General features: G+C 65.1%; 24 protein-coding genes. 12 read left to right on the plus strand and 12 right to left on the minus strand.

The features are described from left to right. Window positions 1–80 precede the first annotated feature (80 nt). The 4 genes from AC6RV7_RS02640 (at window position 81) to AC6RV7_RS02655 (ending at window position 3,956) form a co-directional block, all read left to right on the plus strand. Window positions 81–911, plus strand: a complete 831-nt coding sequence (locus tag AC6RV7_RS02640) for a CheR family methyltransferase (protein ID WP_500092348.1) — start codon at window positions 81–83, stop codon at window positions 909–911. After that, window positions 908–1,990: a protein-glutamate methylesterase/protein-glutamine glutaminase gene (locus AC6RV7_RS02645; protein WP_500092349.1), complete on the plus strand. Its 1,083-nt coding sequence runs from the start codon at window positions 908–910 to the stop codon at window positions 1,988–1,990. The genes AC6RV7_RS02640 and AC6RV7_RS02645 overlap by 4 nt, the downstream gene beginning before the upstream one ends. Beyond that, window positions 1,987–3,261: an HD domain-containing phosphohydrolase gene (locus AC6RV7_RS02650; RefSeq protein ID WP_500092350.1), complete on the plus strand. Its 1,275-nt coding sequence runs from the start codon at window positions 1,987–1,989 to the stop codon at window positions 3,259–3,261. The genes AC6RV7_RS02645 and AC6RV7_RS02650 overlap by 4 nt, the downstream gene beginning before the upstream one ends. Before the next feature lie 173 nt (window positions 3,262–3,434). Beyond that, on the plus strand, window positions 3,435–3,956 hold the full coding sequence (locus AC6RV7_RS02655) for a chemotaxis protein CheD (RefSeq protein WP_500092351.1): 522 nt from the start codon (window positions 3,435–3,437) through the stop codon (window positions 3,954–3,956). 973 nt (window positions 3,957–4,929) lie between these two features. Here AC6RV7_RS02655 and AC6RV7_RS02660 read toward each other — a convergent pair. Beyond that, window positions 4,930–5,802, minus strand: coding sequence for an HDOD domain-containing protein (locus AC6RV7_RS02660; protein WP_500092352.1), 873 nt, complete (start codon window positions 5,800–5,802; stop codon window positions 4,930–4,932). Between the two features lie 55 nt (window positions 5,803–5,857). Continuing rightward, window positions 5,858–8,005, minus strand: coding sequence for a chemotaxis protein CheA (locus AC6RV7_RS02665; protein ID WP_500092353.1), 2,148 nt, complete (start codon window positions 8,003–8,005; stop codon window positions 5,858–5,860). Window positions 8,006–8,200: 195 nt separating this feature from the next. On the opposite strand from AC6RV7_RS02665, the gene AC6RV7_RS02670 reads away from it, so the two are divergent. From AC6RV7_RS02670 to AC6RV7_RS02690, 5 genes are all read left to right on the plus strand, one after another. Beyond that, the gene (locus AC6RV7_RS02670; RefSeq protein ID WP_500092354.1) at window positions 8,201–9,784 is read left to right on the plus strand and encodes a HAMP domain-containing methyl-accepting chemotaxis protein; all 1,584 of its coding nucleotides are present in this window, start codon (window positions 8,201–8,203) and stop codon (window positions 9,782–9,784) included. 107 nt (window positions 9,785–9,891) lie between these two features. After that, a complete protein-coding gene (locus AC6RV7_RS02675; RefSeq protein ID WP_500092355.1) occupies window positions 9,892–10,392 on the plus strand; it encodes a chemotaxis protein CheW in 501 nt (166 codons plus the stop codon). Between the two features lie 33 nt (window positions 10,393–10,425). Continuing rightward, entirely contained in the window at window positions 10,426–11,181 is a 756-nt protein-coding gene (locus tag AC6RV7_RS02680) for a response regulator (protein ID WP_500092356.1), read from the plus strand. A gap of 172 nt (window positions 11,182–11,353) precedes the next feature. After that, on the plus strand, window positions 11,354–11,836 hold the full coding sequence (locus AC6RV7_RS02685) for an ANTAR domain-containing protein (protein ID WP_500092357.1): 483 nt from the start codon (window positions 11,354–11,356) through the stop codon (window positions 11,834–11,836). An 8-nt stretch (window positions 11,837–11,844) separates the two neighbouring features. Continuing rightward, the gene (locus tag AC6RV7_RS02690) at window positions 11,845–13,404 is read left to right on the plus strand and encodes a methyl-accepting chemotaxis protein (RefSeq protein ID WP_500092358.1); all 1,560 of its coding nucleotides are present in this window, start codon (window positions 11,845–11,847) and stop codon (window positions 13,402–13,404) included. 920 nt (window positions 13,405–14,324) lie between these two features. Here the strand turns inward: AC6RV7_RS02690 and AC6RV7_RS02695 are convergent. The 4 genes from AC6RV7_RS02695 to AC6RV7_RS02710 all read right to left on the minus strand — a co-directional run bounded on the left by AC6RV7_RS02695 (window position 14,325) and on the right by AC6RV7_RS02710 (window position 18,220). Continuing rightward, the gene (locus tag AC6RV7_RS02695) at window positions 14,325–15,473 is read right to left on the minus strand and encodes a response regulator (RefSeq protein ID WP_500092359.1); all 1,149 of its coding nucleotides are present in this window, start codon (window positions 15,471–15,473) and stop codon (window positions 14,325–14,327) included. Window positions 15,474–15,482: 9 nt separating this feature from the next. Then, window positions 15,483–16,043: a chemotaxis protein CheX gene (locus tag AC6RV7_RS02700; RefSeq protein WP_500092360.1), complete on the minus strand. Its 561-nt coding sequence runs from the start codon at window positions 16,041–16,043 to the stop codon at window positions 15,483–15,485. A 150-nt stretch (window positions 16,044–16,193) separates the two neighbouring features. Further along, window positions 16,194–17,678: a sigma-54-dependent transcriptional regulator gene (locus AC6RV7_RS02705; RefSeq protein ID WP_500092361.1), complete on the minus strand. Its 1,485-nt coding sequence runs from the start codon at window positions 17,676–17,678 to the stop codon at window positions 16,194–16,196. A 104-nt stretch (window positions 17,679–17,782) separates the two neighbouring features. Further along, complete coding sequence (locus tag AC6RV7_RS02710) at window positions 17,783–18,220, minus strand: response regulator transcription factor (RefSeq protein WP_500092362.1); 438 nt, start codon at window positions 18,218–18,220, stop codon at window positions 17,783–17,785. 115 nt (window positions 18,221–18,335) lie between these two features. On the opposite strand from AC6RV7_RS02710, the gene AC6RV7_RS02715 reads away from it, so the two are divergent. Next, window positions 18,336–18,728, plus strand: coding sequence for a hypothetical protein (locus AC6RV7_RS02715; RefSeq protein WP_500092363.1), 393 nt, complete (start codon window positions 18,336–18,338; stop codon window positions 18,726–18,728). A 140-nt stretch (window positions 18,729–18,868) separates the two neighbouring features. Here AC6RV7_RS02715 and AC6RV7_RS02720 read toward each other — a convergent pair whose 3' ends face one another. The 5 genes from AC6RV7_RS02720 to fliD all read right to left on the minus strand — a co-directional run bounded on the left by AC6RV7_RS02720 (window position 18,869) and on the right by fliD (window position 22,624). Further along, window positions 18,869–19,243: a hypothetical protein gene (locus AC6RV7_RS02720; RefSeq protein WP_500092364.1), complete on the minus strand. Its 375-nt coding sequence runs from the start codon at window positions 19,241–19,243 to the stop codon at window positions 18,869–18,871. A gap of 6 nt (window positions 19,244–19,249) precedes the next feature. Continuing rightward, a complete protein-coding gene (gene fliS, locus AC6RV7_RS02725) occupies window positions 19,250–19,675 on the minus strand; it encodes a flagellar export chaperone FliS (RefSeq protein ID WP_500092365.1) in 426 nt (141 codons plus the stop codon). A gap of 7 nt (window positions 19,676–19,682) precedes the next feature. Then, entirely contained in the window at window positions 19,683–19,967 is a 285-nt protein-coding gene (locus AC6RV7_RS02730; RefSeq protein ID WP_500092366.1) for a hypothetical protein, read from the minus strand. Between the two features lie 186 nt (window positions 19,968–20,153). Further along, a complete protein-coding gene (locus AC6RV7_RS02735) occupies window positions 20,154–20,894 on the minus strand; it encodes a hypothetical protein (RefSeq protein WP_500092367.1) in 741 nt (246 codons plus the stop codon). Next, window positions 20,891–22,624, minus strand: a complete 1,734-nt coding sequence (gene fliD / locus AC6RV7_RS02740; protein ID WP_500092368.1) for a flagellar filament capping protein FliD — start codon at window positions 22,622–22,624, stop codon at window positions 20,891–20,893. The genes AC6RV7_RS02735 and fliD overlap by 4 nt, the downstream gene beginning before the upstream one ends. A gap of 211 nt (window positions 22,625–22,835) precedes the next feature. Here fliD and AC6RV7_RS02745 point away from each other — a divergent pair, with 211 nt between their 5' ends. Next, window positions 22,836–23,654, plus strand: a complete 819-nt coding sequence (locus AC6RV7_RS02745) for a flagellin (protein WP_500092369.1) — start codon at window positions 22,836–22,838, stop codon at window positions 23,652–23,654. A gap of 244 nt (window positions 23,655–23,898) precedes the next feature. Further along, a complete protein-coding gene (locus AC6RV7_RS02750; RefSeq protein ID WP_500092370.1) occupies window positions 23,899–24,717 on the plus strand; it encodes a flagellin in 819 nt (272 codons plus the stop codon). Window positions 24,718–24,995: 278 nt separating this feature from the next. On the opposite strand, the gene AC6RV7_RS02755 is transcribed toward AC6RV7_RS02750, so the two are convergent. After that, on the minus strand, window positions 24,996–25,574 hold the full coding sequence (locus AC6RV7_RS02755; RefSeq protein ID WP_500092371.1) for a D-sedoheptulose-7-phosphate isomerase: 579 nt from the start codon (window positions 25,572–25,574) through the stop codon (window positions 24,996–24,998). Window positions 25,575–25,814 lie beyond the last annotated feature (240 nt).

Here is a 25,814-nt window from a genome sequence, read left to right on the forward strand (position 1 = left end):
CGGAAAAATTTTCCTCCCGTGCGAAATCGCAGGTCGCGCTTCATTCCCGCCGCAATGGGACGATATAGGGCGGAGACCTCATGAGGGACAGCGAGTTCGATTTCATCCGCAGTCTCGTTTACGAGCGCAGCCGCATCAACCTGAGCTCGGACAAACGGGAACTGGTGTCCGCGCGTTTGGGCAAACGCCTGCGCGCGACGAAACTGGCGTCGGTCGGCGACTACTGTCGCCTGCTGCAATCGCCGGGCGCCGAAGGTGAGCTCGCGCATCTGATCGACGCGATCTCGACGAACCACACGTTCTTCTTCCGCGAGCAGGCGCACTTCGACTATTTGCGCACGGTGGTCGTGCCCGAGCTGCGCGCGCGGGCTTCACGGGAGCACTGGTCGCAGCTGCGCGTCTGGAGCGCCGCCTGCTCGTCCGGCGAGGAACCCTACTCGCTCGCGATGACCCTCGCCGATTGCGCCAACGGCTGGAAGTGGCATATCCAAGCCACGGATATATCGCACCGGATCCTCGAAAAGGCGCGGCTCGCCATCTATCCCGAAGAGTCGGTCGGCCGGCTTCCGACCGCGACGGTGCAGGCCCATTTTCAACGCGGCTTCGGCCCGCAGGACGGCAATTTCCGCATCAAACCCGCGCTGCGCGAGCAGGTCACGTTCCGCCATCTCAACCTCCTCGAGGGCGAGCCGCCCTTCTCCGAACCGTTCCAGGTCATTTTCTGCCGCAATGTGATGATTTATTTCGACCGGCCCACGCAGGAGGAGCTGATCAACCGGCTCACCCGGCGGCTCGTGCCCGGCGGCTACCTTTTCGTCGGGCACGCGGAAAGCCTGACCACCATCAATCATTCGCTCCAGACGGTGCGGCCGGCCATTTATCGCCGTCCGCCCTCGCGCGCCTCCGCATGAAACGGCCCATTCGCGTGCTCATTGTCGACGACTCCGCCGTCGTCCGAAAACTCGCGACCGACGCGTTGAGCGCCGATCCAGACATCGAGGTCGTCGGCTCCGCCATCGATCCCTACGTCGCCCGCGACAAGATCAAGCAGCTCAAGCCCGACGTGCTCACGCTGGATCTCGAGATGCCGCGCATGGACGGGCTGACGTTTCTCCGGATCCTGATGGAGCAGCACCCGCTGCCGGTCGTGATCATGAGCTCGCTCTCGCAACGCGGCTCCGATTACGCGCTCGAGGCGCTGCGGCTTGGCGCTTGCGATGTCCTCGGCAAGCCCGCCGGGTCGTATTCGTTCGGCGATCTCGGCCCGCAACTCATCGCCCGCATCAAGGCCGCCGCCGGCGCGAAGCTCCGCCGCCCCGGCGCCACGCTGCGCGCCGTCGCACCGGAGCCGCAACCGCTGCCCGCGCGCCTCCGCCCCGCGGCCGCGCGCCAGATCATTCTCCTCGGCGCCTCCACCGGCGGCACCGAGGCGCTCCGCACCGTGCTCACGCAGCTGCCGGATGGACTGCCGCCGATCGCGATCGTCCAACACATCCCCCCGGTCTTCTCGCGCGCGTTCGCCGACCGGCTGAGCACGCAGTGCGCCTTCAAGGTGCGCGAGGCGGTCGACGGCGAACGGCTCGAACCCGGCCTCGCGCTCGTCGCTCCCGGCAACTTCCACCTGATGGTGCAGTGGCACGGCGACCACTATCGCGCGCGCGTCACCGGCGGACCGCAGATCTGGCACCAGCGCCCCGCGGTCGATCTGCTGTTCAAATCCGCCGTCGACTGCGGCGCGGCGCCGCACGCGCTCGCCGGTGTGCTGACCGGCATGGGCAAGGATGGCGCCGAGGGCCTGCTGCGACTCCGCGAGCATGGCGCGACCACCTTCGCGCAGGACGAGGCGAGCAGCGTCGTCTATGGCATGCCGAAGGCGGCCTGGGAGAATGGCGCCGCGCATTACCAGATCGCGCTCGACCGCATCGCCCATTTTATCGTTCATCCGCTTCAGCCTTCCGCCGACGCCCCGGCATGTGCGACTGCCTCATGACCGCCTCCGCCTCCACGTCCGAACCTCCCACCATCCTGATCGTCGACGACGAACCGGTGGTGCTGGCGGCGCTCCAGCAAACGCTCGAGCGCGAGCGTTTCCACGTGGTCGCGTGTTCGAGCCCGACGAAGGCGCTCGCCATCCTCGCGGAACGCGACTTCGCGGTGATCATTTCCGACCAGAAGATGCCGGAGATGCTCGGGCTGGACTTTCTGATCGAGAGCCGCCGGATCCGGCCGCACGCGTCGCGCATCTTGATCACCGCGGTGCTCTCGCTGCCGACGATCGTCGATGCGATCAACAAGGGCGAAATTTTCCGTTTCGTCGCGAAGCCCTGGTTGCGCGAAGAGCTGATCGCCACGGTGCGCAACGCCGTCCATCGCCACGAACTCGTCACGCACAACTCCATCCTCCAGGCGGAAACGCAGCGGCTGAACGAAGAGCTGACCGCCGCCAACGCCGTGCTCGCCCAGCAGGTGCAGAGCCTCGAACGGCAGCGCGAGGGCCTCGACGCCGCGAACCGCAAGCTCGCGGCCAACTACGAACACTCGCTCGAGCTCTGCCGCCGCATTCTCACCACCTTCGACCCGATCCTCGGCGGCCAGGCCAAGGCGCTCGTCGAGTTCGCCGGCCACCTCGCCGTCAGCGATCTGTTCGACGACGAGCAACGCCACGCGCTGCGGACCGCGGCCTGGCTCTGCGACATCGGTCTGATCGGCGTCCCCCGCGAGATGTTGCGCGCCTTCCGCTCGAAGGCCGACGACCTCACCGAGCGCGAACGCGCGATGCTGCACAACCATCCCGTTTACAGCCAGACGCTCGCCGCCCTCGTCGACGACGACGGCAAAGTCGGCGAAGTGATTCGCGCGCATCACGAACGTTTCGACGGGCGCGGTTATCCCGACGGCCTCGCCGGCGACGCAATTCCGTGGCCCGCGCGCTGCCTCGCGGTGGCGGTTGGCTACGTCGAATCCGGCCTGCCCAAAGCGGCCGCGATCGACCTGATTCTTTCGCAATCCGGCAGCGCCTTCGATCCCGAGGCGGTGCGCCTCTTCCTGAAAGTCACCAATCTCGCGCAACTGCCGCGGCAAGTGCGGGAGATCACGTTGCACGAACTGGAGCCCGGCATGGTGCTCGCGAATGGCATCTACAGCCCGCACGGCCTGCTGCTGATTGGCGAGGGCCAGGAACTGAGCCCCGGCACGATCGCGAAAATCCGCAGCCACAACCAGGTCACGCCGATCAGCCAGCGGCTGCTCGTGCGGATCTGACGCAGCCGCGCACTTTCTCGCGCCACCGCGGCGGAATTTCCGGACCGCGCCTCAAGTTTGGCGTGGCCGGACCGTATAATGCCACGCGGCCGCCTGGTTTGCCGCCCCGATCCATGCCTTTCGATTTTCACCTTTTGTCCGGACGCGCAGTTGTCGCGCCCGCTGTCTGACGCATGGGCGCCCCGACGATTGCCTCCATCTTCGCCCAACGTGTCGTGATCGGTGTCGGCGACATGGCGGTGTCCAACAACAGCCTCGTCACCCTGAGCACGTATGCGCTCGGCTCCTGCATCGGGGTCGTCGCCTACGATCCGCTCGTGAAAGTGGGCGGCATCCTGCACCTGATGCTGCCGGACTCCTCGATCTCGCCGGAGAAGGCCGCGGGCCAGCCGGCGATGTTTGCCGACACGGGACTGCCGCTTTTTTTCCGTTCGCTGCTGGGCCTGAAAGCCGACCGCTCGCGCCTGCGCGTGTTCGTGACCGGCGGCGCCTGCGTGCTCACGAGCCATGACAATTTCAAGATCGGCGAGCGCAACACCAAGGCGACGCTCGAGTTTCTGGCGGCCAACGGCTACCGTATCCGCCAACAGGTTACAGGCGGCACGACCAATCGCACGGTCCACCTGGAGATCGGCAACGGCAACATGACGTTGAAGACGCCGCAGGCCAACGAGGGCATTTCCCTCGCGGCGTAAGTTCGCGGATCGCGACCCGCCAAACCCACCTCGGAGTGGCGATCGGGACGATCGCCGCTACCTTCCTGATTTAGACCACGGAGGGCACAGAACGCACGGAGTGCCCGCGGCACGGAGATCGAAGCGGAAGGTCGCATTCTGTGCACTCTGTGCATTCCGTGGTTCAAAACTCCGCATCCGAAAAACACGCCTATTCGGTGGAGCCCGGCGTCCCCGCCGGGCTATTTGTCGCTCCTTCGCCGCCGCCGCTCACTCCTGCAAGCGACCACCGAACTCAGGACGCGTGAGGACACGCGTCCCCACCTCGGAATGGCGATCGGGACGATCGCCGCTACCCTCCTGATTTAGACCACAGAGTGCACAGAACGCACGGAGTGCCCGCGGACTGAGATCGAAGCGGAGGGTCGCATTCCGTGCACTCTGTGCACTCCGTGGTTCAAAATTCCGGATCCGAAAAACACGCGTATTCGGTGGAGCCCGGCGTCCCCGCCGGCTCCGCTCACTCCTGCGAGCGACCGCCAAACTCAGGACGCGTGAGGACACGCGTCCCCACCTCGGAATGGCGATCGGGACGATCGCCGCTACCCTCCTGATCTAGAGCACGGAGGGCACAGAACGCACGGAGTGCCCGCGGCACGGAGATCGAAGCGGAGGGCCACATTCTGTGCACTCTGTGCATTCTGTGGTTCAAAATTCCGCATCCGAAAAACACGCCTATTCGGTGGAGCCCGGCGTCCCCGCCGGCGCCGCTCACTCCTGCGAGCGACCGCCCAACTCAGGACGCGTGGGGACACGCGTCCCCACCTCGGAATGGCGATCGGGACGATCGCCGCTACCCTCGTGATCTAGACCACAGAGGGCACAGAACGCACGGAGTGCCCGCGGCACTGAGATCGAAGCGGAGGGCCACATTCTGTGCACTCTGTGCACTCCGTGGTTCAAAATTCCGGATCCGAAGAGCGCGCGCGTCAGCTCAGAACGACACCGCGCCTTGCGAGAGCTTGTCTTTCAGTCGCGCGCTCGCGCGTTCATGCACGATCGGCATCGTCTCCTGCAACAGTTCGGGCGTGAAACCCCATTCGAGCAGGAACGATTCGTTGAGCGAATATAGGAATCCGTCCTCGCCCACCCCGGGCCCAAACGACGTCGCGACATACTTCGCCGCGTGCAGATGCGCGATCAGCGGCAATGCCTCCGCCGGCGCATGCGACGGGCTGAGGTAATGCTCGGCCACCGCGATGAGCACGGGCGGAAAATTCCACGCCCGCAACAGGCGCGCGCCGACCTGAACGTGGTGATACCCCAGGACCGCCGTTTCCGCTTCGGTCCAGGTCCCACCATGGCTCGCGCAATACGCGCGAATCGCCGGATGAAACCCCTCGCAGGCGTGAGCGACGGCCAGCTTGCCCACATCGCACACGAGCCCGGCGGTGTAGGCGGTCTGCGGCGACACCCGCTCGCTCATGCCGGCGAGCACCTCGGCCGCGATCGCGGTGCACAGCGCATGACGGCAGAAATCGCCCGCCTCGCCGTGCCCCACGCCGGTCTCCCAACGACTCACCAAGGCCAGTGCCGCGAGCCGGTAAAGCTCGTGCTGACCGAGCCGCATCACCGCTTCCGCCACGCTTTCCACCGGCGTGCCGGCGGCAAAAAAGGCCGAGTTCGCGAGCCGCAGCGTGGACGACGCGAGCCCCGGGTCGACCGTGATGATCGCTGCAATGTCGTCCGCGCTGGTATCTGGCGACTGCAACGCCGAGATCAATCGGGGCAGCAGCGCCGGGGAACAGGGCAGCCGCAACGCACGTTCGCAGACCTGTTCGAGAGTGGGTGGCTTGGACGGAATCACGGGAAAGGGTTTGGGTTGGAGTCGCCGGCCGACGCAGTTCGCGCCAGCGCGGGGTTCAGGCAGCCTGCAACAGCGTGGCCGGATCGAGAATCAGCGCGATGTTGCCGTCGCCCAGGATCGCGCCGCCCGCGACACCCGGCAGGCTTTGCATGAACGCGCCGAGGTTTTTGATCACCACTTCCTGCTTGCTGACCATCTCGTCGACGAGGAGCGCCGACACGGTGCCCGAATGCTCGACGATCACGACGATACCGTCCCAGGGATTCTCCGCCTGATGCGGGATGCCGAAGCGACGGTGCAACCGGTGGATCGGCAGGAGGCGACCGCGCAGATCGAGCACCTCGCCGCGGCCGTGCACCGTGGAGATCGCCTCGCGCGCCGGTCGCAGCGCCCGCTGCACGGACGTGCTCGGGAGAATGAAACGATCTTCGCCGACGCGCACCACCAGGCCGTCGATGATCGCCATGGTGAGCGGCAGCTTGATCTTGAAAATCGAACCCTGGCCCACCTCGGACGTGATCTCGATCTTGCCGCGCAGTTTCTCGATGTTGCGCTTCACCACGTCCATGCCGACGCCGCGGCCGGAGACCGCGGTGACCTTCTCGGCGGTCGAAAAACCGGGCGCGAAAATCAGGCCGAGAACCTCCTCGCGGCTGAGACTCTCCCCTTCGGAAACGATGCCCTTTTCGAGCGCCTTCTTGAAAATCTTCTCGGGATCGATGCCGCGACCGTCGTCCTGCAGCTCGATGACGATGTTGCTGCCCTGGTGGTAGGCCTTGAGATGAATCGTGCCGGCTTCCGGCTTGCCGGCGGCGAGGCGCGCGGCGGTGGGCTCAAGACCGTGATCGAGCGCGTTGCGGACCATGTGCACGAGCGGATCGCCGATTTCCTCCACGACGGTCCGGTCGAGTTCGGTATCGTCGCCACTGGTCATGAAATGAACCTTCTTGCCGAAATCCCGCGCGAGATCGCGCGCCAGACGCTCCATCTTCTGGAAGGTCTGCTTGATCGGAATCATGCGCAGCGACATCGCCGTGTGCTGCAGCTCCTTGGTGATGCGCGACAGCTGCGCGACGTTGCGCTGCAACGGCGAACCGGTGTTTTCGCCCTGTTGGCGCGCCGTCTCGAGCAGCTGGCTTTGCACGATCACCAGCTCGCCCACGACGTCCATCAACGAATCGAGCTTCTCGGTGTTGACGCGCACGGTGGCGCCGCCCGCATTTTTCTGTGTCGAAGGAGCGATCACGCTCGGTGCCGCCTTGGCCGCGGCCGCCGGCGGAGTCGCGTGGTGCGGAGCGGGCGTTTCGAGCGCAGCGGGCACGTGCGTCCCGTCGGCCTGGGGCGCCGGAGTGGCGACGGGTTTCGGCGCGACGTCCGCGGAAGCGGCGCTCGCCGAGCCGGAGTTTTCCGCGAGTCGTTTTACCGCGCGAATGAGATGACCGACCGGAACGATCTGATCGGGCAACTGGCCTTTCTCCAGCGCCAGGGCGACCTGCTGCGTCAGGGCCACAAGCGCGTCGCGGCTGCGCAGGATCTCCGTGATGATCGCCGCGTTCAGGCGCAGCTTGTGATTGCGCGCGAGATCGAGCAGCGACTCGACTTCGTGCGCGAGCGTGTGCATCGGCACCAGCCCGAGAAATCCAGCGTTGCCCTTGATCGTATGGAAGGAGCGGAAAATGGAATTGAGCGCCTCCGGATTCTCCGGCTCCTGATCGAGCGCGAGCAGCGCCGCTTCGATCTGCTGGAGATGATCCACGGCCTCGCCGTAGAACTCGCCGAGCAGCTCGCGATTGTCCTCGAGGTGCAACGTCAGCATCACGTCCTCGGTCGAGCGATCCTCGGCGGGCGCAGTCGCCGGCTTTGACGCCGCCGGCGTGGCCGCGGCCGAAAAGGACGGGACCGGTATCGACGCCCTCAGGGCGTCGAGTGCAACCGGCAGCCACTCCACGAGCCGCTGCAGTTCGGCGAGCGTCGGCTCGTCGAACGGTTGCGCGGCATCGAGCCGCTGTTCCAGCGTCGCGTGCATCGCCGCAATCGGCTGGCTCAGCGCCGACTCGCCCGCACTCAGATCGCGGAGATCGCTCAGCAGGCTGTAGGCGGGCACGAGCCCGTCGTCGCGACCTGGCTGGGCCAGGATCGATTCGGCAGCGAGACGATTGATGGCGTCGTCCAGGGCTTTCAGGGACTCCGGAGAAATGGGCATGGAGCGAAGTGGAAACAGAGGCGGTGCCTTTACTTCGGCTCGCCCCGGAGGTTCTTGAATCGAAACGCCGCCCCCTCATTCGGGCCGCTTACTCCGCCTGCATGTACCGGGTACGGTCGCGCGCCGCTGTTAAAAAATCGCGAAGCACGCTCCCGCTACTCATCGGCGAGAGGTTTTGCGCCGCTGTTTTGCGCGATGAAAACCTGGTCCCTGCGGAAGCTGCTTCTGGTCGGCTTCTCTGTTCCCACTCTCGCTATTCTGGCGCTCGCCGCCACCTGCTTCGTGAGCCTCGGCACGGTGAGGCAAGAGGTCACCCAGATCACGGGAGAAAGCATACCGGGTTTGACGATCAGCAATCGGGCCCTCGGCGAGGCGACCGCCTACCGCGTCACGACGCTCAAGCACATCATCAGCGACAACGTCGACGAAATGAAGGCGCTCGACGAACAGTGCATCGCCCTGGGGAAGCAGGTGCTCGCCACGCTCGCCACCTACCAGCAGAAGATCGTCACACCGGAGGACCGTGCGTTGTTCGAGCGCGTCGGCCCCGCCTTCGAAACTTACCGCGAAAGCGCCCGGGCGATTCGCGAACTCAGCCTCGCCGGCAAGCCCGCCGAAGCCGAGGTGCTGATGAAAGGCTCGGGCTCGCAGGCGTTTGCTGCCTACGAACAAACCGTGCAGGCACTCGTAAACTACAACATCACCGCCGCCGAGACGTCGCGCACCCAGGTTGCCGCCACGATGGTGCGCGCCAGCTACGTCACCACCGTCGTCTCGCTGAGCGCGATCGCCCTCTGCGTCCTCGCCGGCTTTCTCATCACCCGCTTCGTCAACAAAACCCTCCGCCGCGTCAGCGCCGCGCTCGACGACACCTCCGCGCAGGTCACCTCCGCCGCCAGTCAGGTATCCGGCGCGAGCCAGTCGCTGGCCGAAGGCGCCAGCGAACAAGCCGCCAGCCTCGAGGAAACCGGCGCGTCCATCGAAGAGCTCTCGAGCATGACGAAGCGCAATGCCGACAGCGCGCAGCAGACGAAGGAGCTCTCGAATCACACCCGCAGCGCCGCCGACACCTGCGCCACCGACATGCAGGAGATGAACCGCGCGATGGACGAAATCAAAGCGTCCTCCTCCGACATTTCGAAAATCATCAAGACCATCGACGAGATCGCGTTCCAGACCAACATCCTCGCGCTCAACGCCGCCGTGGAAGCGGCCCGCGCCGGCGAAGCGGGCATGGGTTTCGCCGTCGTGGCCGACGAGGTCCGCAGTCTCGCGCAGCGCTCCGCCCAGTCCGCGAAGGAAACCGCCTCCAAGATCGAGGAGGCGATCGGCAAGAGCGAACAAGGCGTGCGCATCTCGGGCAAGGTCGCCGCCTCGCTCGGCGAAATCGTCGAAAAAGCCCGGCGCGTCGACGCCCTCGTCGCCGAGATCGCGACCGCTTCGCAGGAGCAGAGCCAGGGCATCCAGCAAGTGAATACGACGGTCAGCCAGATGGACAAGGTCACCCAGTCCACCGCGAGCAACGCCGAGGAAACCGCCGCGGCGGCCGAAGAATTGAGCGCGCAAGCCGTCGCCATGCAGGACGCCGTCGCGGATCTGCGTCGCCTGATCGACGGGGGTTCGGCCCGTCCGTCCGCGAAACCGGCGCGAGCCGACGCCCCATCCCCCGCGGTCACGCTCACCGCCGCGTCGCCGCGCCGGCCGGTGCTGGTGTCCTCCCATGGCCCGGCCGACCCGGTCGATCTGAATTTTGCCGACATCGGCGATCGTCGGAACTGAAGCCCCGTCGCCTGCCGTTTTCTCCTCAACCCGCCATCGAAACAGCCGATGGAGTCTCCGAAAGCGTCATGCCGGCCGCCGCCCGCATGGCGCGCCCGCCAACCATCATGTCCACTATCAACGCTCCCAGCGCCAAGACGAAACTCGCCGGCAAGTATCTCACCGTCGTGCTCGAGAACGAAGCCTACGGCATCGCCGTGCTCAAGGTGCGCGAAATCATTCGGATGCAAAAGATCACGCCGGTGCCGCAGATGCCGAGCTTCGTGAAGGGCGTGATCAACCTGCGCGGTCGCGTGATTCCGGTCGTCGATCTGCGCGTGAAGTTCGGCCTCAAGGCCGAATTCGCGGAGCGCACGTGCATCGTGGTCGTGCAGGTGAAATTGCCCACGGAGCAGGTGGTGCAAATGGGACTGATCGTCGACAGCGTTGAGGAGGTCGTGACGCTCACGAACGACGAGATCGAACCCACGCCGGATTTCGGCACCAAGATCGACACGAGCTACCTGCTCGGCATGGCGAAGGTGAAGGGCCAGGTAAAGACGCTGCTCGACATCGACCGCGTCGTCGCGCCCGAAACCGTCCAGGCGATGACGGAAGTCGCGCCCTGAGGCTTCCGCGCTGCTGCGGTCCCCTTTTCGGTGGTGAACTCGCCTGCCTTCACTTCGTTCGCCCAACGGAGCTACGTGCGCTTTACGTCCGCCGGCACCACGCCGGCGGATCGCACCGCCAACATTTCCGCACGGCTGCGGGTCCTGCTGGTCGATGACGATCCGATCGCCGGGATGGCGTTGACCGCCTGGCTCCAGGATCTCGGCCATCAAACCGTCTACGCCGCCGGCCCGGTGGAAGCGGATGCCGCTTTTGAAACGGGCGATTTCGATGTCGTGCTCAGCGACGTGCAGATGCCCGGCAACTTCCGTCTCGAATGGATCGAGCGGCGACTGCAGGCCGAATGTCCTCCCCCGGTCCTGTTGATGACCGGCAGTCCCCAGCTGGAGAGCGCGATGCGCGCCGCCAATCTTCCCATCGCCGGCTACCTCCTCAAACCGATCGATTTCAAGAAAACCGCGCCCCTCCTCGAACGCCTTGGTCAAGAACGCCGTCAACGTCGGGCGCTGTTTTCGCTCGCACAGGAAGTCGCTCGTCTGACCGGCCAACGCCCCGCCACCAGCGGCGATTCCGCCGCCGACGAACTGCGCGAACTGGCCGGCCGGCTCGCGGCCGAAGCCAGCCGTCCACCGCGGGAACGCGCGGGCGAAACGGGCGGCCAGCCGTGGCTCGACGCGATCGTCGAAACCATCGCGGTGCTCGAAAAGACGAAACACAGCTTTCGCTCGAAGGAACTCGGCGAATTGCGCAAGCGGCTGCTGCAATTGGTGCCCGGCGCGGCCGGCTGAAAACCCCGTTCCTCGCAACCGCCGCGCGCCAGCGACTAAAGTCCGGCCGCTCGCGGTCGATATAATACGTGTTGCGGTGCGCCAAGCGCAGCCGCCTTTTTCGGGCAGGTGATCGACCTGCAAGGCAAAGGAGCAACGTTCGCCCTCCTCCGAGGGCCCGTCCACCTTTGCCATGTCGCTCCGTCCTTCCCACGACTCCTTCGTCTTTACCGCCTCCGCTGACGCGCGGGACTTCGTCATCCCGTCCAACGCGAAGGTGACGCAGCGTTCCGATTTCATCCCGGCGCACGTCCTGATCGTCGACGAGGATCCGTTGAGCTGCGCCGGCCTCGGGCGGCTCGTCGCCCAGTCGGGCCATTCGATCGCGCTCGCGTGCAGCCTGGCGGTCGCCGATGCCATGCGGCTGTCGCTGACCTTCGATCTGGTCCTCGTCGACCTGAGCCGCCCCTCCCCCGACCTCGACCGCTGGGTGGCCTGCCTGGTCGCCGATCCCCGTGGCGCGACGATCGCCCTCGTCGGCGACGAACCGGCGCGCGCCGCAGCCGACGGCATCGATTTTTCGGATACATTTCACCTAGCCAAGCCGGTCGATCCCGCCGCCCTGCGCGCGCTGCTCGCCCGCTTTGGCGCCGAGCAGGACCTCCCTTCCCTCTGACTCTCACCATGAAAAACTGGACCATCCGCAAGCGGATCATCACCGGCTTTGCCGTCATTCTCGTGCTCGTCTGCATCCAGGCGATCGCGACCCGGCTGCTGCTGCGGCCTGTCGTCGCAAGAAGCGACGAGATCGAAAACAAGCTGCTCCCAAGCCTGACCTTGATCAGCGAGGTGAAGAGCAACATCGGAGAAATTCAAATTCGCGTGGTGCGCACGCTCCTCGCCGAGGATCCGGTCGAGCTGAAACGGATCATCGACGAGACCGAGACGATGCGCGCCCGCAATCTCGAGCTGATCGAACTCTACGCCAAGACCATCACCGACGAGGAGGATCGCGGCTTTTATGAATCGTTGAAGGAAAACCTCACGCGCTACGCCGCGGCCCGCCAGCAGCTCTTTTCCCTGCTGGTCTCCGGCCAGCGCGCCGAAGCCAATGCCTGGAACCTCTCCGCCGTTCGACCGGCCTACGAAGCATATCAGGCTGACGCGAGCCGGCTGCTCACGCACAACATCGCCACCGCGACCGCCGCGGTCGACGCAAGCGGCAAGGACATTCGCAAGACCGACCTTATTACCGTCGTGAGCGCCACCGCGGCGATCGGCCTCGGCATCGTTTTCGCCACCACGATTGTGATCGGACTTAGCCGCCTGCTCGGCCGCGTGGCTTCCGCCTTGGAGGACAGCGCCGCTCAGGTCGCCGCCGCCGCCGGTCAGGTTTCCTCCGCCAGCCAGACACTCGCGTCCGGTTCGAGCGAACAAGCCGCCAGCCTCGAGGAAACCAGCGCGTCGCTCGAAGAGATGTCCTCGATGGCAAAGCGCAACGCCGCCAGCGCCGCCGAAGCGAAGGACCTCTCCAGCGAAACCCGCGGCGCAGCGGACGCCGGTCAGACCGACATGCAGGAAATGTCGCAGGCCGTGGCTGCGATCAAACAATCGTCCGACGGGATCGCAAAGATCGTGAAGACCATCGACGAGATCGCGTTTCAAACGAACATTCTCGCGCTCAATGCCGCGGTGGAAGCCGCGCGCGCGGGCGAAGCGGGGATGGGTTTCGCCGTCGTGGCCGAAGAGGTGCGCAATCTCGCGCATCGCTCGGCCCAGTCCGCCAAGGAAACCGCGGTCATGATCGAGGAATCGGTGCGACGCAGCGAACACGGGGTGGCGATCAGCGAGAAAGTCGCACAATCGCTCACCGGCATCGTCGCCCGTGCGCACAAGATGGACGGCCTCGTCGCCGAAATCGCGCAGGCGTCGGGCGAGCAGACACAGGGCATCGGCCAGGTGAACTCCGCCGTCGCGCAGATGGACCGCGTCACGCAATCCAATGCGGGCACCGCGGAGGAGACCGCCGCAGCCGCGGAGGAACTGAGCGCGCAATCGCACGCGCTGCGCGAGCACGTCGCCGAATTGACCCGGCTCGCTGGTGTGCGGGGAAGCGTCAGGGAGTTGAAAACCTCGGCGCCCGTGCCGCCGGCAAAGCCGGGAAAAAAGTCGAAGCGCGAGACGGCAGCCGTCACGCTCCGGGCGCCGTCAGAGGCACATCCCGACCTCGCACCGGTTGCCTGACCAGGCGCGGGGCGCGAACTCAGGACGCGTGGGGACACGCGTCCTTACCTCGGAATGGCGATCGGGACGATCGCCGCTACCTCCCTGATTTTTAGACCACGGAGTGCACAGAATGCACGGAGTGCCGTATTCCGTGCATTCTGTGTATTCTGTGTATTCTGTGGTTCAACATTCCCGATCCGAAAAAAGCGCGAAGCGCGCTCGTCTCGGTGGAGCCCGGCGTCCTCGCCGGACTGTTCGCGCTTCATTCGCAGACGCCGCTCACGCGACCGAGGCGCACGCCGAACTCAGGACGCGTGGGGACACGCGTCCCTACCTCGGAAGGGCGATCGGGACGATCGCCACTACCTTTCTGATTTCTAGACCACGGAGTGCACAGAATGCACGGAGTGCCGTATTCTGTGCATTCTGTGGTTCAACATTCCCGATCCGAGAAAAGCGCGAAGCAGAACTCAGGACGCGTGGGGACACGCGTCCCTACCTCGGAAGGGCGATCGAGACGATCGCCGTTACCTTTCTGATTCTAGACCACGGAGTGCACAGAATGCACGGAGTGCCGTATTCCGTGCATTCTGTGCATTCTGTGGTTCAACATTCCCGATCCGAAAAAAAGCGCGAAGCGACCGAGGCGCACGCCGAACTCAGGACGCGTGGGGACACGCGTCCCTACCTCGGAATGGCGATCGGGACGATCGCCGCTACCTTCCTGATTTCTAGACCACGGACTGAGATCGAAGGCGGAAGTCCGTATTCCGTGCACTCCGTGCATTCTGTGGTTCCAGATTCCGGGTCGGTAACCGGTGAAATCCGGCGCCCCTCCCCCGCTGTTCGTCAGCCCCAAAAAAGAATCGGTCGGGTGGCCACACAACAACCACCCGCCCGCTGCTTCTTCGTTAACCCCCAGAGGGGAAATCCGGCCTTTACGCGGGCGCGAGCGCGGGCGCCTTGCCCAGGTTCGCCTTCGCATCCTCGAGCGAATCGTAGAACGTCCAGCCGCGCGTATCCTCGAAGCCTTTGCACTCAGTGACGATCTGCGGATTGGCGACCAGCGCGAACTGCATCGCCAGCTCACGACAGGTCTGCATCGCCTGGAACAGCAGCTTGATCACGCCCATGTGCAGCGAGCGCAGCTGGTGGATGTCGATGACGACCTTGTTGTGCCCGGCGTCGACCGCCTCGGCGAACTTCGGTTTCAAATACGTCGCCGCCTCGGCGATCACCGCGGGAGAGCAGTTCTCCGGCAGGCGCATGATCAACGCGTCGCCCTCGATCGCGTAGTAGCGTTGCGAGGTGTCGAGGTTCATCGCCTTGGCCATCTTCGTCTCGAGTTCGCCGAGATCGATCGGCTTCGTGACGATGGCGCTGAAACCCACGGTCTGCGCCTGCTGCTGCTGCGCGACTTCGGTTTTCACCACGAGCGCGAAAACCGGCGTGTATTTGGTTTTCACATTCGTGCGGATGAGGCGGAAAAGCGTGAACGCCGATTCCTCGGGCAGCGAGAGGCTGACGAGCATGAGGTCCGGCGGTGTGCGCGAACAGAAATCGATCGCCTCGCCCTGCGTGGCGACGCCATGGATCTTCCACGGCGTGTGCTTCAGGCCATCCTGGATCTGCTGGATGATCGCCGGCTTGTCCTCGACGATGAGGATGTCGGCCGGATCGAAAATGGATTTCGCCTTCGCGGGCGTCTCGGAGAGCGGCTTCAGGTCGATGATGCGGCCGGCCTTCTCGATCAGCACGTCTTCCTTGAACGGCTTCACGAGATAATCGCGCACACCGATTTTGGCGATCTTGAGCACGTTGTCGCGGCCGCCTTCAGCCGTGAGCATCATGACGGGGATGCCCTTGAGGGCGGGATCCGCCTTGAGCTTCGTGAGCATCTCGACGCCGTCCATCACCGGCATCGTCACGTCGAGGAGGATCAGGTCGGGATTTTCCTTGGCTGCGATCGCCAGGCCCTCGACGCCGTTGCCGGCTTCGAGAATCTCGCAGTCGTAGGTTTTGAAGGCTTTTCGAACGATGATGCGAACGGTCTTCGAGTCGTCGACGGTGAGAATCTTGTAACGCATGATGTGTGATTAGGAAAGGGGCTCTTCGTCCTGGTCCTGCTTCAACAGGATGTCCGCGATGATGCGGTGGCCGGAACAATCGAAATGGTAGATGTAACGGGCGACGGAGCTGATCGGCTCGATCGTGAAATTGCTGCCGTGCAGGATCGAGGGGATCGTGAGCTTGCACGGATAGCCGGCATCGCAGAGGCCGTTCTTGAAGCTGCCGACGGTCATGTTCGTCAGTTCGCCGATGGCGTCGTTCAGCACCTCGTCGCCGGCCTCGCTAAGTTCCTCGTCGGTCATGCCCAGCAGCTGGCAGGTGCAGTGGCGGGCGAAAGCGAGATCGAGATAAAGATAGATCAAACCGTTGGCCTCGCCGATGAAGCCGACGGTGCCCACGACGTGCGGGCGCGGATTGTCGGCCAGCGGCGACTGCGCCGGCCAGGCTTTCTCGAGATCCGTGGCGCCGCCCGCCGGCGGGGGCACGAGCGCGGGCTCACGGCTGAGCATGGTTTTGAAGACATCGCCGACGGCGCGGGCAATGTTGTCACGAATCAGAGTGGCGGTGATTTGCTCGGCAGCAGGCATGATGGGGCTGGTGGCTGGAAACTCCCCGCTGCTATCGGCGCGTTTCCCGCGCGGATTTAGGGTTATTCCGCAAGTTATGCGGCGGGTCCCCGTTTTGCCGCCCGCCGGCGGTTCTGCGGATCCGCCTGCCGCTCTGGCCGCAGTCCGTCCTCAGCCGTCGAGCGAGGCCAGGTCGGCGTCGATCGCATCGCCCGCCTCGCGATATTCCTGCAGCTTGTTGCGCAGCGTGCGAATGCTGATGCCCAGTTCGGCGGCCGCTTGCGTGCGGTTGCCGTTGGTCTGCCGCAACGCCGCGCGAATCGCCTGTTTCTCCAGTTCGTCGAGCCGCAGCACGAGGCCGTTGTCACCGACCACGGACGGCGTTGCCGCATCCGGGGAGACCGGTGCGAGCGCGGCAGGCTCGGGCGGGAACAACTCTGGCGATTCGGGCGGCGGAGCGGTTTCGATCGCCGGCTCCGCGAAACTCAAATCGCCGGGCAGGCCGAGTGCGCCCGCCGATACGGGTCGTCCGGACTCCGACAGGATCACCGCGCGCTCCACCGTGTTCTGGAGCTCGCGGACATTGCCCGGCCAGCGATAGGCTTGGAGCGCCGCGCGCGCGGCCTCGGAAAACCCGGTCACCTTCACGCCGTGCTTGCGCACGAAACGCCGCAGGAAGTGGTCCGCGAGAAAGAGAATATCCTCGGGCCGCTCGCGCAGGGCCGGCACGTGCACGGGAAACACGTTCAGCCGGTAATAAAGGTCCTGGCGGAAATCGCCCTTCTCGACGTGCTTCAACAAGTCGCGGTTCGACGTCGCGATGATGCGCACGTTGACCTTGATCGTGCGGCTGCCACCCACGCGTTCGAACTCCCGCTCCTGCAGCACGCGCAAAAGCTTCGCTTGGAGGTTCGCGGGAATCTCACTCACTTCGTCCAGCAGCAGCGTGCCCTGATGCGCCAGCTCGAAGCGGCCCTCGCGGCGCTCCGTAGCGCCGGTGAACGCCCCGCGTTCGTGGCCGAAAAACTCACTCTCGATCAGGTTTTCGGATACGGCCGCGCAATTGACCTTGATGAACGGGTGCGCCCGCCGCGGGCTGCGGCGGTAGAATTCGCGCGCGACCATTTCCTTGCCCGTGCCGCTCTCGCCGGTGACGAGCACCGTCGCATCCGTGGGCGCCACGCGCTCGATCAACTGTCGCAACCGGATCATCGCCGGACTGCGCCCCACCAGCGTGCCATCCTCGTCGCCGGGATTGTCGCTCAGGAGGCGGTTGACCTTGAGCAGCTGGCGATACGTCTGGGCCTTCTTGAGGATGACATCGATCTGGCTCGGCGAAAATGGCTTCAGGACGTAGTCGAACGCCCCCGCGCGCATGCAGGCGACCGCGGACTCGATCGTGCCGTAGCCCGTCACCATCACCACGAGCGGACGCTCGGGCAGCGCGGCGATCTGCTCCAGAAACTTCTGGCCGTCACCGTCCGGCAGCCGGATGTCGAGCATCATCAAGTCGAACTGCTCGCGCTGCAGGACCGCCGCCGCCTCGGCCAGGTTGTTGGCGGAGGTGATCGGAAGCTTATGCCGCTGGAAAATACTTTGGAGCAGGTTTCGAACGACGAGTTCGTCCTCAACAATCAGTATCTTCTCAAAGGACATTGCGTAGGGAGCTGGAGAGTGCGCCGCGTCCGACCAGGATGGCGGCGAAGGACCGCCATCTAAGACACTCCCTCCGCTTCAATTCAACCAAATGTTGGCATGTATCAGCCGGACGGTGCGAGCAGCGCCGTCACGCGCCGCATGACTTCCGCCGGCATGTAGGGTTTGGCCAAAAATTGACACGGTCCGCCCGCCGCGAGCGCGACCTCGAGCGCCCGCTGATCGCGCCCGCTGCTGATCAGCAGCGGCAGTCCGGGCACCGCGGCCCGCAGTTCGTGGCAAAGATCCGCCCCGGCGACATCTGGCAAATGGCAGTCCACGATCGCCATGGAAATGTGGTCGCGATTGCGGGCAAAGAGCGCCCGCGCGGTCTCGCCGTCCGCCGCCCGCAGCACCTTCACCTGGATACGCCGCAACAGGTGCGTCAGCAGTTCGGCCAGAGAATCCTCGTCCTCGATCAGCAAGACAACCGGCCCTTCGGCCGGGGAAGAAGACGGGGCGGCGGTCGGCCCCAGATCCGGGAAGAGAACGGAGGAAGACATCGCCGGGGATTTACGGATACTTCCGCTAAAACTTTAACAAAAATCTCAAGCCGCCTGCAGATGAGCCGATAAAGCCTTCACCGCAAAGGCGTCCGCCTGCGCACTTTTTCCAAACATGCGCCTTCTCTCCTTCCTCACCGACATCGAACGGGCGGTCCGTCTCGAAGCCAACGCCGGCGAAGGCGCCATCTGGGACAGCTCCCGGATCATCAATTTCCGCACCGGCCTCGCGCGCCTGACCTTGAATCTGCGCGAACGCGACAGCGGCTTTCCCGAGGGTTCGGTGATCGTCCAGTATTTCGGCTTGGCCGATGGCTCGTTCTGCCTGAAGGCCAGCCTGGCCTGGCAGGGCACCGACGCCGCCCAGACGCTCTCCGTCTACGACACGCCGCTGCTGAATTGGAAACTGGAAGCTTCCCGCATCGCCGCGGCGTGGCTCGCCGGTCCGCCGGTGGCCGCTAGTATCGGCGCCGAAGCCGAACCGGAACGCGTCGCCGTCGCGAGCTGAGCGCGACAGCCCCCCTTTGGTCGCGTCCTGCCTGCGGGCGGGACGCGTTTTTTTTGGCCTCTTCATCGGGCGCATCCGTCAGTAGGATACGCGGCGCGAGCAGGCGCGACCGGCAAACCGTCCTGGCGCGAAACCCGCGCTCAACCCCGGGCCTGAAAACGGCTCGACGTCGGCGGCGTGCGTTCCGCCCGGCCGTAGGCCGGCGCGATCTGCGCCACGCGCGTGGCACTCTCCTGGAGCGCGGCGAGCTCGGCGCGCGCCACGGCCAGCTGGGACTCGAGAAACTCCATCGAATGCTGTCGCCGCGCGAGCAGGCCCGCGACGCGCGCCCGCGCGCGTTCGTCGGCAACGTCCGACCCGAGGTCGCTCAGGCCGGCCACGACCGGATCGGCGCGTTCCTGGATCGCCTGCAAGGCGTCATAGTCGCCGTGCGCCAGCGACGCCGCTTCCTGCAGCACCAGGTCGTCGAGCGCGTCGACGAGCCGGTTGAACTTCTCGCAGGCGGCGTCCTTCATGCCGGTTCAGGCCACGCCGCGGAGCGATTCGGTGTGCGGCTCCTCCTGCTTCAGGAGCATCTCCGCCCAGGCATCCCGCAGCGGACGGACAAGCTCCTCCACCTCGTGCACGATCGCCACGTCCTTCTTCACGTTGGCCTCGAACAGCCGCCGCGTGTGGTAGTCGTAAAGTCGATACATCGTTTGGGCGAACTCGCCGCCGGCCTGGAGATTCAGGCCGCTCTGCAACTCGGCGAGGATGTTCTGCGCCTTCTGCAGCTGGTGATTGATCACCTCGATCCGCCGCACGTCCTCCTCGGGACGGGCAAACGCGTCCGCCGCGATCGCCATCGCCTTCAGCGCCCCATCGTAGAGCATGAGGACGAGCTGGCCGGGGCTGGCGGTGAGCACCGCGTTGGTGCGGTAGGTCTTGACGTAACCGTTGGCAAGCATGGAGGGCTTACGATTCGTCTTCGCTCAGATCGGGAGAGGTCAGGATCGCCGCACCGACGTGCTTGAGCACCTCGCGCGACGGATAATTCGGATCGGAAGCGAGGGCCCGGGCCCGCTCCACGACTTCGGCGCGGACTTCCGGCTGGCGCTGCAGCTCGGAACGGAGGAACGCGGCACTGTCGGTCGAAAGCTGATCGGGCCGCGGTTTCAGCGGTCGGGGGGCGGCATGCGCGCTGGCGGCGAGAGCCTCGGCGTGCGGAGTCCTGTCGGTCGGATTCGTCGAGTTGATCATTTGGTTTCGTGTAACGAAACGGTCAGCCTCTGAGGTCTGTTACAGGGAACGCCGTTGGTTGAATGCAGGGTTTATCGGCTTGATGCCCGAATACTTTAGCCGGGATGCACGATCCTTGGCGAAGGGCTGACGGCCGATCCCGTTTCGACCCGCGCCGCGCGCATCGGTTCACCGGCGGCGCCGCTTTCAGCGCGTCTCCGCCGCGGGCGGCGGCACATACACGGGCGGCAGCGTCGCGAACGTCGCGCCCGCGACGTAGCTCGCGAATTGCGAGGGCGACTGGAGCACGCTGCGCGTCAGATCGGCCGGCACGCCGCCCCGCTCCGCGTCGAGGAAGCGACGACGCGCACTGTTGGCCACGGCGGGATTATCGGCGGAAAACACGTTGTCGAAGCTCCACAGGATGCGGACCGGTTCGCCGGTCGTCGCGAGCTTCGCGCGCACGCCGAGCAGCAGCGGACGGAAGGGTTTGTAGGCGGTGACGTCGACGAACATGACGCCGTCGGCCGCGAAATCGCGCCGGAGCCGGCCGGCAAAATCGTGCGGGAGCGACGCGGTGGAGAGCAATTCCTCGGCGCGGTAGCGCTGGAGGAGTTCCTCGCGGGTCAGCGGGACCACTTCGAAACGGTTCTGTTTCTGCAGCTCGGCGACAAACACCGGATCGAGCGCGGCGGTACTCTCCGCCCCGGCGATCGCACCGCCGGCGACCGGCAGCAGCACGACCCGGCGGAGACCGGCCGGGAGCTGCGCCTCGCCGACGACATTGGTCGGTGTGAAAAACGGACCGATTCGCGCGCTGTCGCCCGGCGGAGGATGCATGCAGCCGGACCAGGCGGGAAGCGAGAGGAGCATTGCACCGGCGAAAGCGCGCGCCGCGGTTTTCGCGAACGCGGTGCGGGTCGGACGGAAGGGACGCAGCCGGCTCATGAGTTGTTATTCTTTTTGAAGAACATGTCCTCGATGCTCTTTTGCTGCTGCTGGGCCGCCGATTGCGCGTTCTGCATCGCGAGGAAGGATCGCGTGAGCCGCTCGCGCTCCGTCTCGATGCGGCGATTCAGCGTCGCGATCTGGTCGTCGAGTCCCTTGTTCTGGTCATTCAGACGCTGCGTCTGGATCGCGAGCGCGCCGCCGCTGGATTTCTGCAGTTGCGTGACGTAGCTGGTGAACTGCTGCGCAAAACCACTCGTGGTGTTGCTGAAAAACGTGCCGATCTCGTCGGCGGATTCCGCGAGGGTGTTGGCGAGTTTGGCCGGATCGATCACGGCCAGCGAAGACCCCATCGATTTGAAGCCGATGCCGAGGTCGTCGAGCCGGCTCATCTTCGTGCTCAGCCCGCCGATCGTGCCGGAGACCATCGCGCGCAGCTTGGAGCCCCACTTCTCGACTTCGTGATTCCCGCCGAGCGTGGCGGACGTCACCTTGCCGTCGGGCCCGACGGAGACCGCGGTCTCCTGATCGATGAAGGCCTGCACCGCGTTGTAGGCATCCATGAACGCCTGCAGGGTGTCCATGATCTTGCCGGTGTCCGAGGCGACGGTGACCGTTTGCGTGGAAAGCGAATCGACCTTCACCGAGAGTCCGGTGATCCCGTGCTCGGTGGCGGTGAGTGTGTTGCTCTTGCTCACGATCTGGTCGCCGCCGTTGACGGTGAAGAGGGCGTTTTTGCCGCGCTGCAGCGTCGAGCCGGAGGTCAGGCCCATCGCGTCGAGGAGTCCGCCGGAGACTTCGTTGGCGCCGATGCCGGTGTCGCCGGTTGAATTGTTCGTGAGCACGAACCGATCATTGGCGGAATCGTAGCTCGCGGTGACGCCGGCGGCGGACTTGTTGATCTTGTTCAACACCGATTTCAGGGTGTCGGTCTCGAGGTTGTAATCGATGGTGACGCCGTTGATCGAGAAGCTGCCGTTGCCGCTCGCATCCGCGGACAAGGTCCCCGCGAGTCGCGACGAGGAAAGCGGCGAAGTGAGCGACGCGGCGCCGAGCTTGCCGCTGCTGGTGACGCTCGCCGTGCCGTTGTTGGCCAGCTGGAGGACGGAGAGGAGATTGCTGGTGTCGTTCACCGCGCCGAGCACCACTTCGCCGTTGCCGGAGAGCGTGATCTTGTCGGTGGCGGAATCGTAGCTCGCGGTGACTTCGCCGCCAGTGGCCGTGGAAATTTTGTCGAAGACATCCTGCAACGAATCCGTGAGGCCGACCGCGACGGTGCGGCCGTTGACGGTGATATTACCGGCGGTCACAGCAGTCGCAGTGCGCAGGGTGGCGAGCGTGGTGCCCGACACGTCGGCGGAGTCGCTCAGGCTGGCCGACACGCCGCTCGCGCCGGTGCGCTTCGAGGCGGTGGCGAGTTGCGAGACGGCGATCGCGTAGGTGCCGCGGGTCGCGCCGACCGAGGGCGTCAGCGTCCAGGTCGAACCCACGGTGCTCGACGTGGCCGAGCGCGAGGAAAAGAGGGTCGCGGAGCGCAGATCCACCGCCGCCGCCGAGAGCGAGGACAAGCCGCCGCTGAGCGTGGTGAGGCTGGCGATCTTGTCGTTGTTGCGCGCCTGCTCGGTCTGCAGTCGGGCGATCGGCTGTTTTTCGATCGTGATCAGCTGATCCACGACCGATTGCCAGTCAAACGAACCTTCGACGAGACCTGATACGGAGATGCCGGCCATAGGGAGAAAACAATGAAGCAATCGGAGGCATCGTCACTTTTGGCAAAATCTTAAGTGCCGGAAGATTTTGGAGAATTTTCGCTAAACGACGCTTGACGGTCGCCGATATCAGGCCCCGTCGAGACAAATGTCGCGACCGGCGAGATCGAGAGCCGACCCCACTCGATCCGAATGCGACACGGACGTCGCGCTTAGCATCAAGGAAGATATCATGCCAGTTGTCATCAACACCAACTTCGCGGCCACCGTGGCTGCGAACAACCTGACCGCTTCCAACGCCTCGCTGCAGCGCAGCCTCAACCGGCTTTCGAGCGGTTCGAAAATCGTCAACCCCGCCGACGACGCCGGTGGTCTCGCCGTGTCCATGAAACTGTCCGCCGCCGCCGTCCGCCAGGGCGCGGTGGGCACGAACATCGGCAATGCCACCTCGTATCTGCAAACGCAGGACGGCGTGCTCAAGGTCGCCGGCAAGGTCCTCGATCGCATGGGCGAGCTGAAGACGCTCTACCTCGATCCGACCAAGAACAGCGACGACCTCGCGAACTACGACGCGGAGTTCAAGGCGCTCCAGGACCAGCTCTCGGCCCTGACCCAGGAAAAGTTCAACGGCGTCACGCTCTTCGGCTCCGGCGAGCTCTCGGTCTCCGTCACGGAAGACGGTGGCTCCAGCTCGGCGGTCACGATCAAGGGTCGCGACCTCTCGAGTTCCACCTCGGGCGTCGGCGCGCTGACTTTGGACACCGTGACCTCGCTCTCCGGCATCGAGCTCAAGGACATCACCGACGCGATCCAGCATGTCGCGACGTTCCGCGCCGAAAACGGCGCCGAACAGAGCCGCCTCGGCTTCGCCGCCGAATTGCTCACGGTCAACAAGGCCAATCTCGAGGCCGCCTCGAGCCGCATTGTCGACGTGGATGTTGCCCAGGAATCGACCCAGCTCGCCCGCTGGAACACCCTCGTGCAGGCCGGCACGGCGATGCTCTCGCAGGCCAATCAGAGTGCGCAGACCGCACTCAAGCTGCTCCAGTAATCCAGGAATAGCTTCCTTGCCCACCGCGCGGGCGGAGTAGTGACCCGCTCGCGCGACGCAGAGATTCTCACGCGGTTGTCTGAATCTGTGGGGCCCGAAGCCAGTCCTTGAAGTTCCCTCCCCTTTTTTGCGCGGCAGCAGCGCAATCCCCTTTGAGGCATTCGCCTCGAACGGCGCGGTCCACGCCGTCTATCAGGGCCCGTGGCGACTACGGAGTGTCGCAGCTTAAGATCAAGGATAGACCATGCCAGTCGTGATTAATACCAACTACGCCGCGACCGTTGCGGCGAACAACCTCGCCGCCAGCAACGCCTCGTTGCAACGGAGCCTCAACCGGCTGTCCAGCGGCTCGAAAATCGTGAACCCGTCCGACGATGCCGGCGGTCTCGCTGTCTCGATGAAATTGTCCGCCGCGGCCGTCCGTCAGGGCGCCGTTGCGACGAACATCGGCAACGCGACCTCTTACCTGCAAACCCAGGACGGTGCCTTGAAGGTCACCGGGAAGATCCTGGACCGCATGAGCGAGCTCAAGACGCTCTATGCCGACCCGACCAAGAACAGCGACGACCTCGCGAACTACGACTCGGAATTCACCGCGCTGCAAGACCAGCTGTCGGCGATCACCGACGAGAAGTTCAACGGCGTGGCCCTCTTCGGTTCGGGCAACCTCTCGGTGAACGTCACCGAGGACGCCAACTCGTCCTCGGCCGTCACGATCAAGGGCCGCGACCTGTCCAGCTCCGGCTCGGGCATCGGCAAGCTCAATGCGTCCAGCGTCACCACGCTGTCCGGCATCGAGCTCAGCGACATCACCGACGCGATTCAGAACGTCGCCACGATGCGCGCCGAAAACGGTGCCGAACAGAGCCGCCTCGGATTCGCGTCCGAGCTGCTCACGGTCAACAAGGCCAACCTCGAGGCCGCCTCGAGCCGCATCGTCGACGTCGACGTCGCCCAGGAATCGACCCAGCTCGCCCGCTGGAACACCCTGGTCTCCGCCGGCACCGCCATGCTGTCACAGGCGAACCAGAGCGCCCAGACCGCGCTCCGTCTGCTCCAGTAAGTAAACTCCGCACAGGGATTGCCCTGTATCGCCCTCCTGGCCGCCGTATCGCGCGGCGGCCAGGCAAAAGGCGACCGCGGCAATCCCTGCGGAGGCCCCGGCACGAGGTTGTCGGGTAGTTGGAAAAAACCGCCTCGCGTCCTGCGAAAGCGGATACCCGGCCAAGCAGTCAGTCAGATTCGTGATTGCGTCAGTGCAACAGGCCCCGGCTCCCCGCCGGGGCCTTCGCATTTTCAACCGTCACCGCCCGCCGGGACGGCGCGCCGAAGCGCCGCCGGTCACCGCCAGCGTTCCGCGTCGATCATCTCCAGGAACTGGTGAATGATCAGCGTGTGCACTTCCTGGATACGCGCGACCCGCGCGCTCGGCACCACGAGCGCATGGTCGGCGAGCCGCCGCGCCTTGCCCCCGTCCTTGCCGCTCAAGAGCATCGTTTTCACGCCGAGCCGGCGGGCGCGCTTCAGCGCCGCGAGGATATTGGCGCTGTTGCCGCTGGTGCTGAACGCCACCAGCACGTCGCCCTTCTGTCCGAAGGCTTCCACGCCGCGCGCGAAGATTTCCTCGAAACCGTAATCGTTGCCGATGCACGTCAGCGCGGTGCCATCGCCACTGAGGCAGAGCGCCGGCAGGCCGCGCCGCTCCGCTTCGTAGCAGCCGACCAGCTCCTGCGCGAGATGCAGCGCATCGGCCGCGCTCCCGCCATTGCCGCAGGTCAGAATCTTCCGGCCGCGCCGCAGACAGGCGACCAGATCGCGCCCCGCCGCGCGCACCGCCGGCCCGAGCTGGGCCGAAGCCGACACGACAGCCGCAAGTTCCTGGACGGATTCTTCAAAGGTGGGTGGTGCAACACGAGGCATGGCGGCAGAGAACCACGAAACTCACGAAAGACACGAAAGATTTCCTGAACCGAATCCCTGATCGGAGAAGGCCCACGGAACACACGGAAGACACGGAAACCCGATCCGATCGTGGCAGCGATCCCTGTGGCGTCGGGCGAGGGGCCCCGAGGTAACCGCGCCGGAACCGCGATTTCCCAAATCCGAATTCCGTGTCCTCCGTGTGTTCCGTGGGCCACTCCGGATTTCGTGTCTTTCGTG

Source organism: Opitutus sp. sgz309028 (assembly GCF_059821195.1).

What these genes read in the sequence shown, in the direction of transcription:
- AC6RV7_RS02640 (WP_500092348.1), top strand. Translation starts at nt 81, where the DNA reads ATGAGGGACAGCGAGTTCGATTTCATCCGCAGTCTCGTTTACGAGCGC.
- AC6RV7_RS02750 (WP_500092370.1), top strand. Translation starts at nt 23,899, where the DNA reads ATGCCAGTCGTGATTAATACCAACTACGCCGCGACCGTTGCGGCGAAC.
- AC6RV7_RS02705 (WP_500092361.1), bottom strand. Translation starts at nt 17,678, where the DNA reads ATGTCCTTTGAGAAGATACTGATTGTTGAGGACGAACTCGTCGTTCGA.
- AC6RV7_RS02755 (WP_500092371.1), bottom strand. Translation starts at nt 25,574, where the DNA reads ATGCCTCGTGTTGCACCACCCACCTTTGAAGAATCCGTCCAGGAACTT.
- AC6RV7_RS02730 (WP_500092366.1), bottom strand. Translation starts at nt 19,967, where the DNA reads ATGATCAACTCGACGAATCCGACCGACAGGACTCCGCACGCCGAGGCT.
- AC6RV7_RS02735 (WP_500092367.1), bottom strand. Translation starts at nt 20,894, where the DNA reads ATGAGCCGGCTGCGTCCCTTCCGTCCGACCCGCACCGCGTTCGCGAAA.
- AC6RV7_RS02700 (WP_500092360.1), bottom strand. Translation starts at nt 16,043, where the DNA reads ATGCCTGCTGCCGAGCAAATCACCGCCACTCTGATTCGTGACAACATT.
- AC6RV7_RS02690 (WP_500092358.1), top strand. Translation starts at nt 11,845, where the DNA reads ATGAAAAACTGGACCATCCGCAAGCGGATCATCACCGGCTTTGCCGTC.
- AC6RV7_RS02715 (WP_500092363.1), top strand. Translation starts at nt 18,336, where the DNA reads ATGCGCCTTCTCTCCTTCCTCACCGACATCGAACGGGCGGTCCGTCTC.
- AC6RV7_RS02685 (WP_500092357.1), top strand. Translation starts at nt 11,354, where the DNA reads ATGTCGCTCCGTCCTTCCCACGACTCCTTCGTCTTTACCGCCTCCGCT.
- fliD (WP_500092368.1), bottom strand. Translation starts at nt 22,624, where the DNA reads ATGGCCGGCATCTCCGTATCAGGTCTCGTCGAAGGTTCGTTTGACTGG.
- AC6RV7_RS02645 (WP_500092349.1), top strand. Translation starts at nt 908, where the DNA reads ATGAAACGGCCCATTCGCGTGCTCATTGTCGACGACTCCGCCGTCGTC.
- AC6RV7_RS02665 (WP_500092353.1), bottom strand. Translation starts at nt 8,005, where the DNA reads ATGCCCATTTCTCCGGAGTCCCTGAAAGCCCTGGACGACGCCATCAAT.
- fliS (WP_500092365.1), bottom strand. Translation starts at nt 19,675, where the DNA reads ATGCTTGCCAACGGTTACGTCAAGACCTACCGCACCAACGCGGTGCTC.
- AC6RV7_RS02675 (WP_500092355.1), top strand. Translation starts at nt 9,892, where the DNA reads ATGTCCACTATCAACGCTCCCAGCGCCAAGACGAAACTCGCCGGCAAG.
- AC6RV7_RS02650 (WP_500092350.1), top strand. Translation starts at nt 1,987, where the DNA reads ATGACCGCCTCCGCCTCCACGTCCGAACCTCCCACCATCCTGATCGTC.
- AC6RV7_RS02655 (WP_500092351.1), top strand. Translation starts at nt 3,435, where the DNA reads ATGGGCGCCCCGACGATTGCCTCCATCTTCGCCCAACGTGTCGTGATC.
- AC6RV7_RS02720 (WP_500092364.1), bottom strand. Translation starts at nt 19,243, where the DNA reads ATGAAGGACGCCGCCTGCGAGAAGTTCAACCGGCTCGTCGACGCGCTC.
- AC6RV7_RS02670 (WP_500092354.1), top strand. Translation starts at nt 8,201, where the DNA reads ATGAAAACCTGGTCCCTGCGGAAGCTGCTTCTGGTCGGCTTCTCTGTT.
- AC6RV7_RS02710 (WP_500092362.1), bottom strand. Translation starts at nt 18,220, where the DNA reads ATGTCTTCCTCCGTTCTCTTCCCGGATCTGGGGCCGACCGCCGCCCCG.
- AC6RV7_RS02695 (WP_500092359.1), bottom strand. Translation starts at nt 15,473, where the DNA reads ATGCGTTACAAGATTCTCACCGTCGACGACTCGAAGACCGTTCGCATC.
- AC6RV7_RS02745 (WP_500092369.1), top strand. Translation starts at nt 22,836, where the DNA reads ATGCCAGTTGTCATCAACACCAACTTCGCGGCCACCGTGGCTGCGAAC.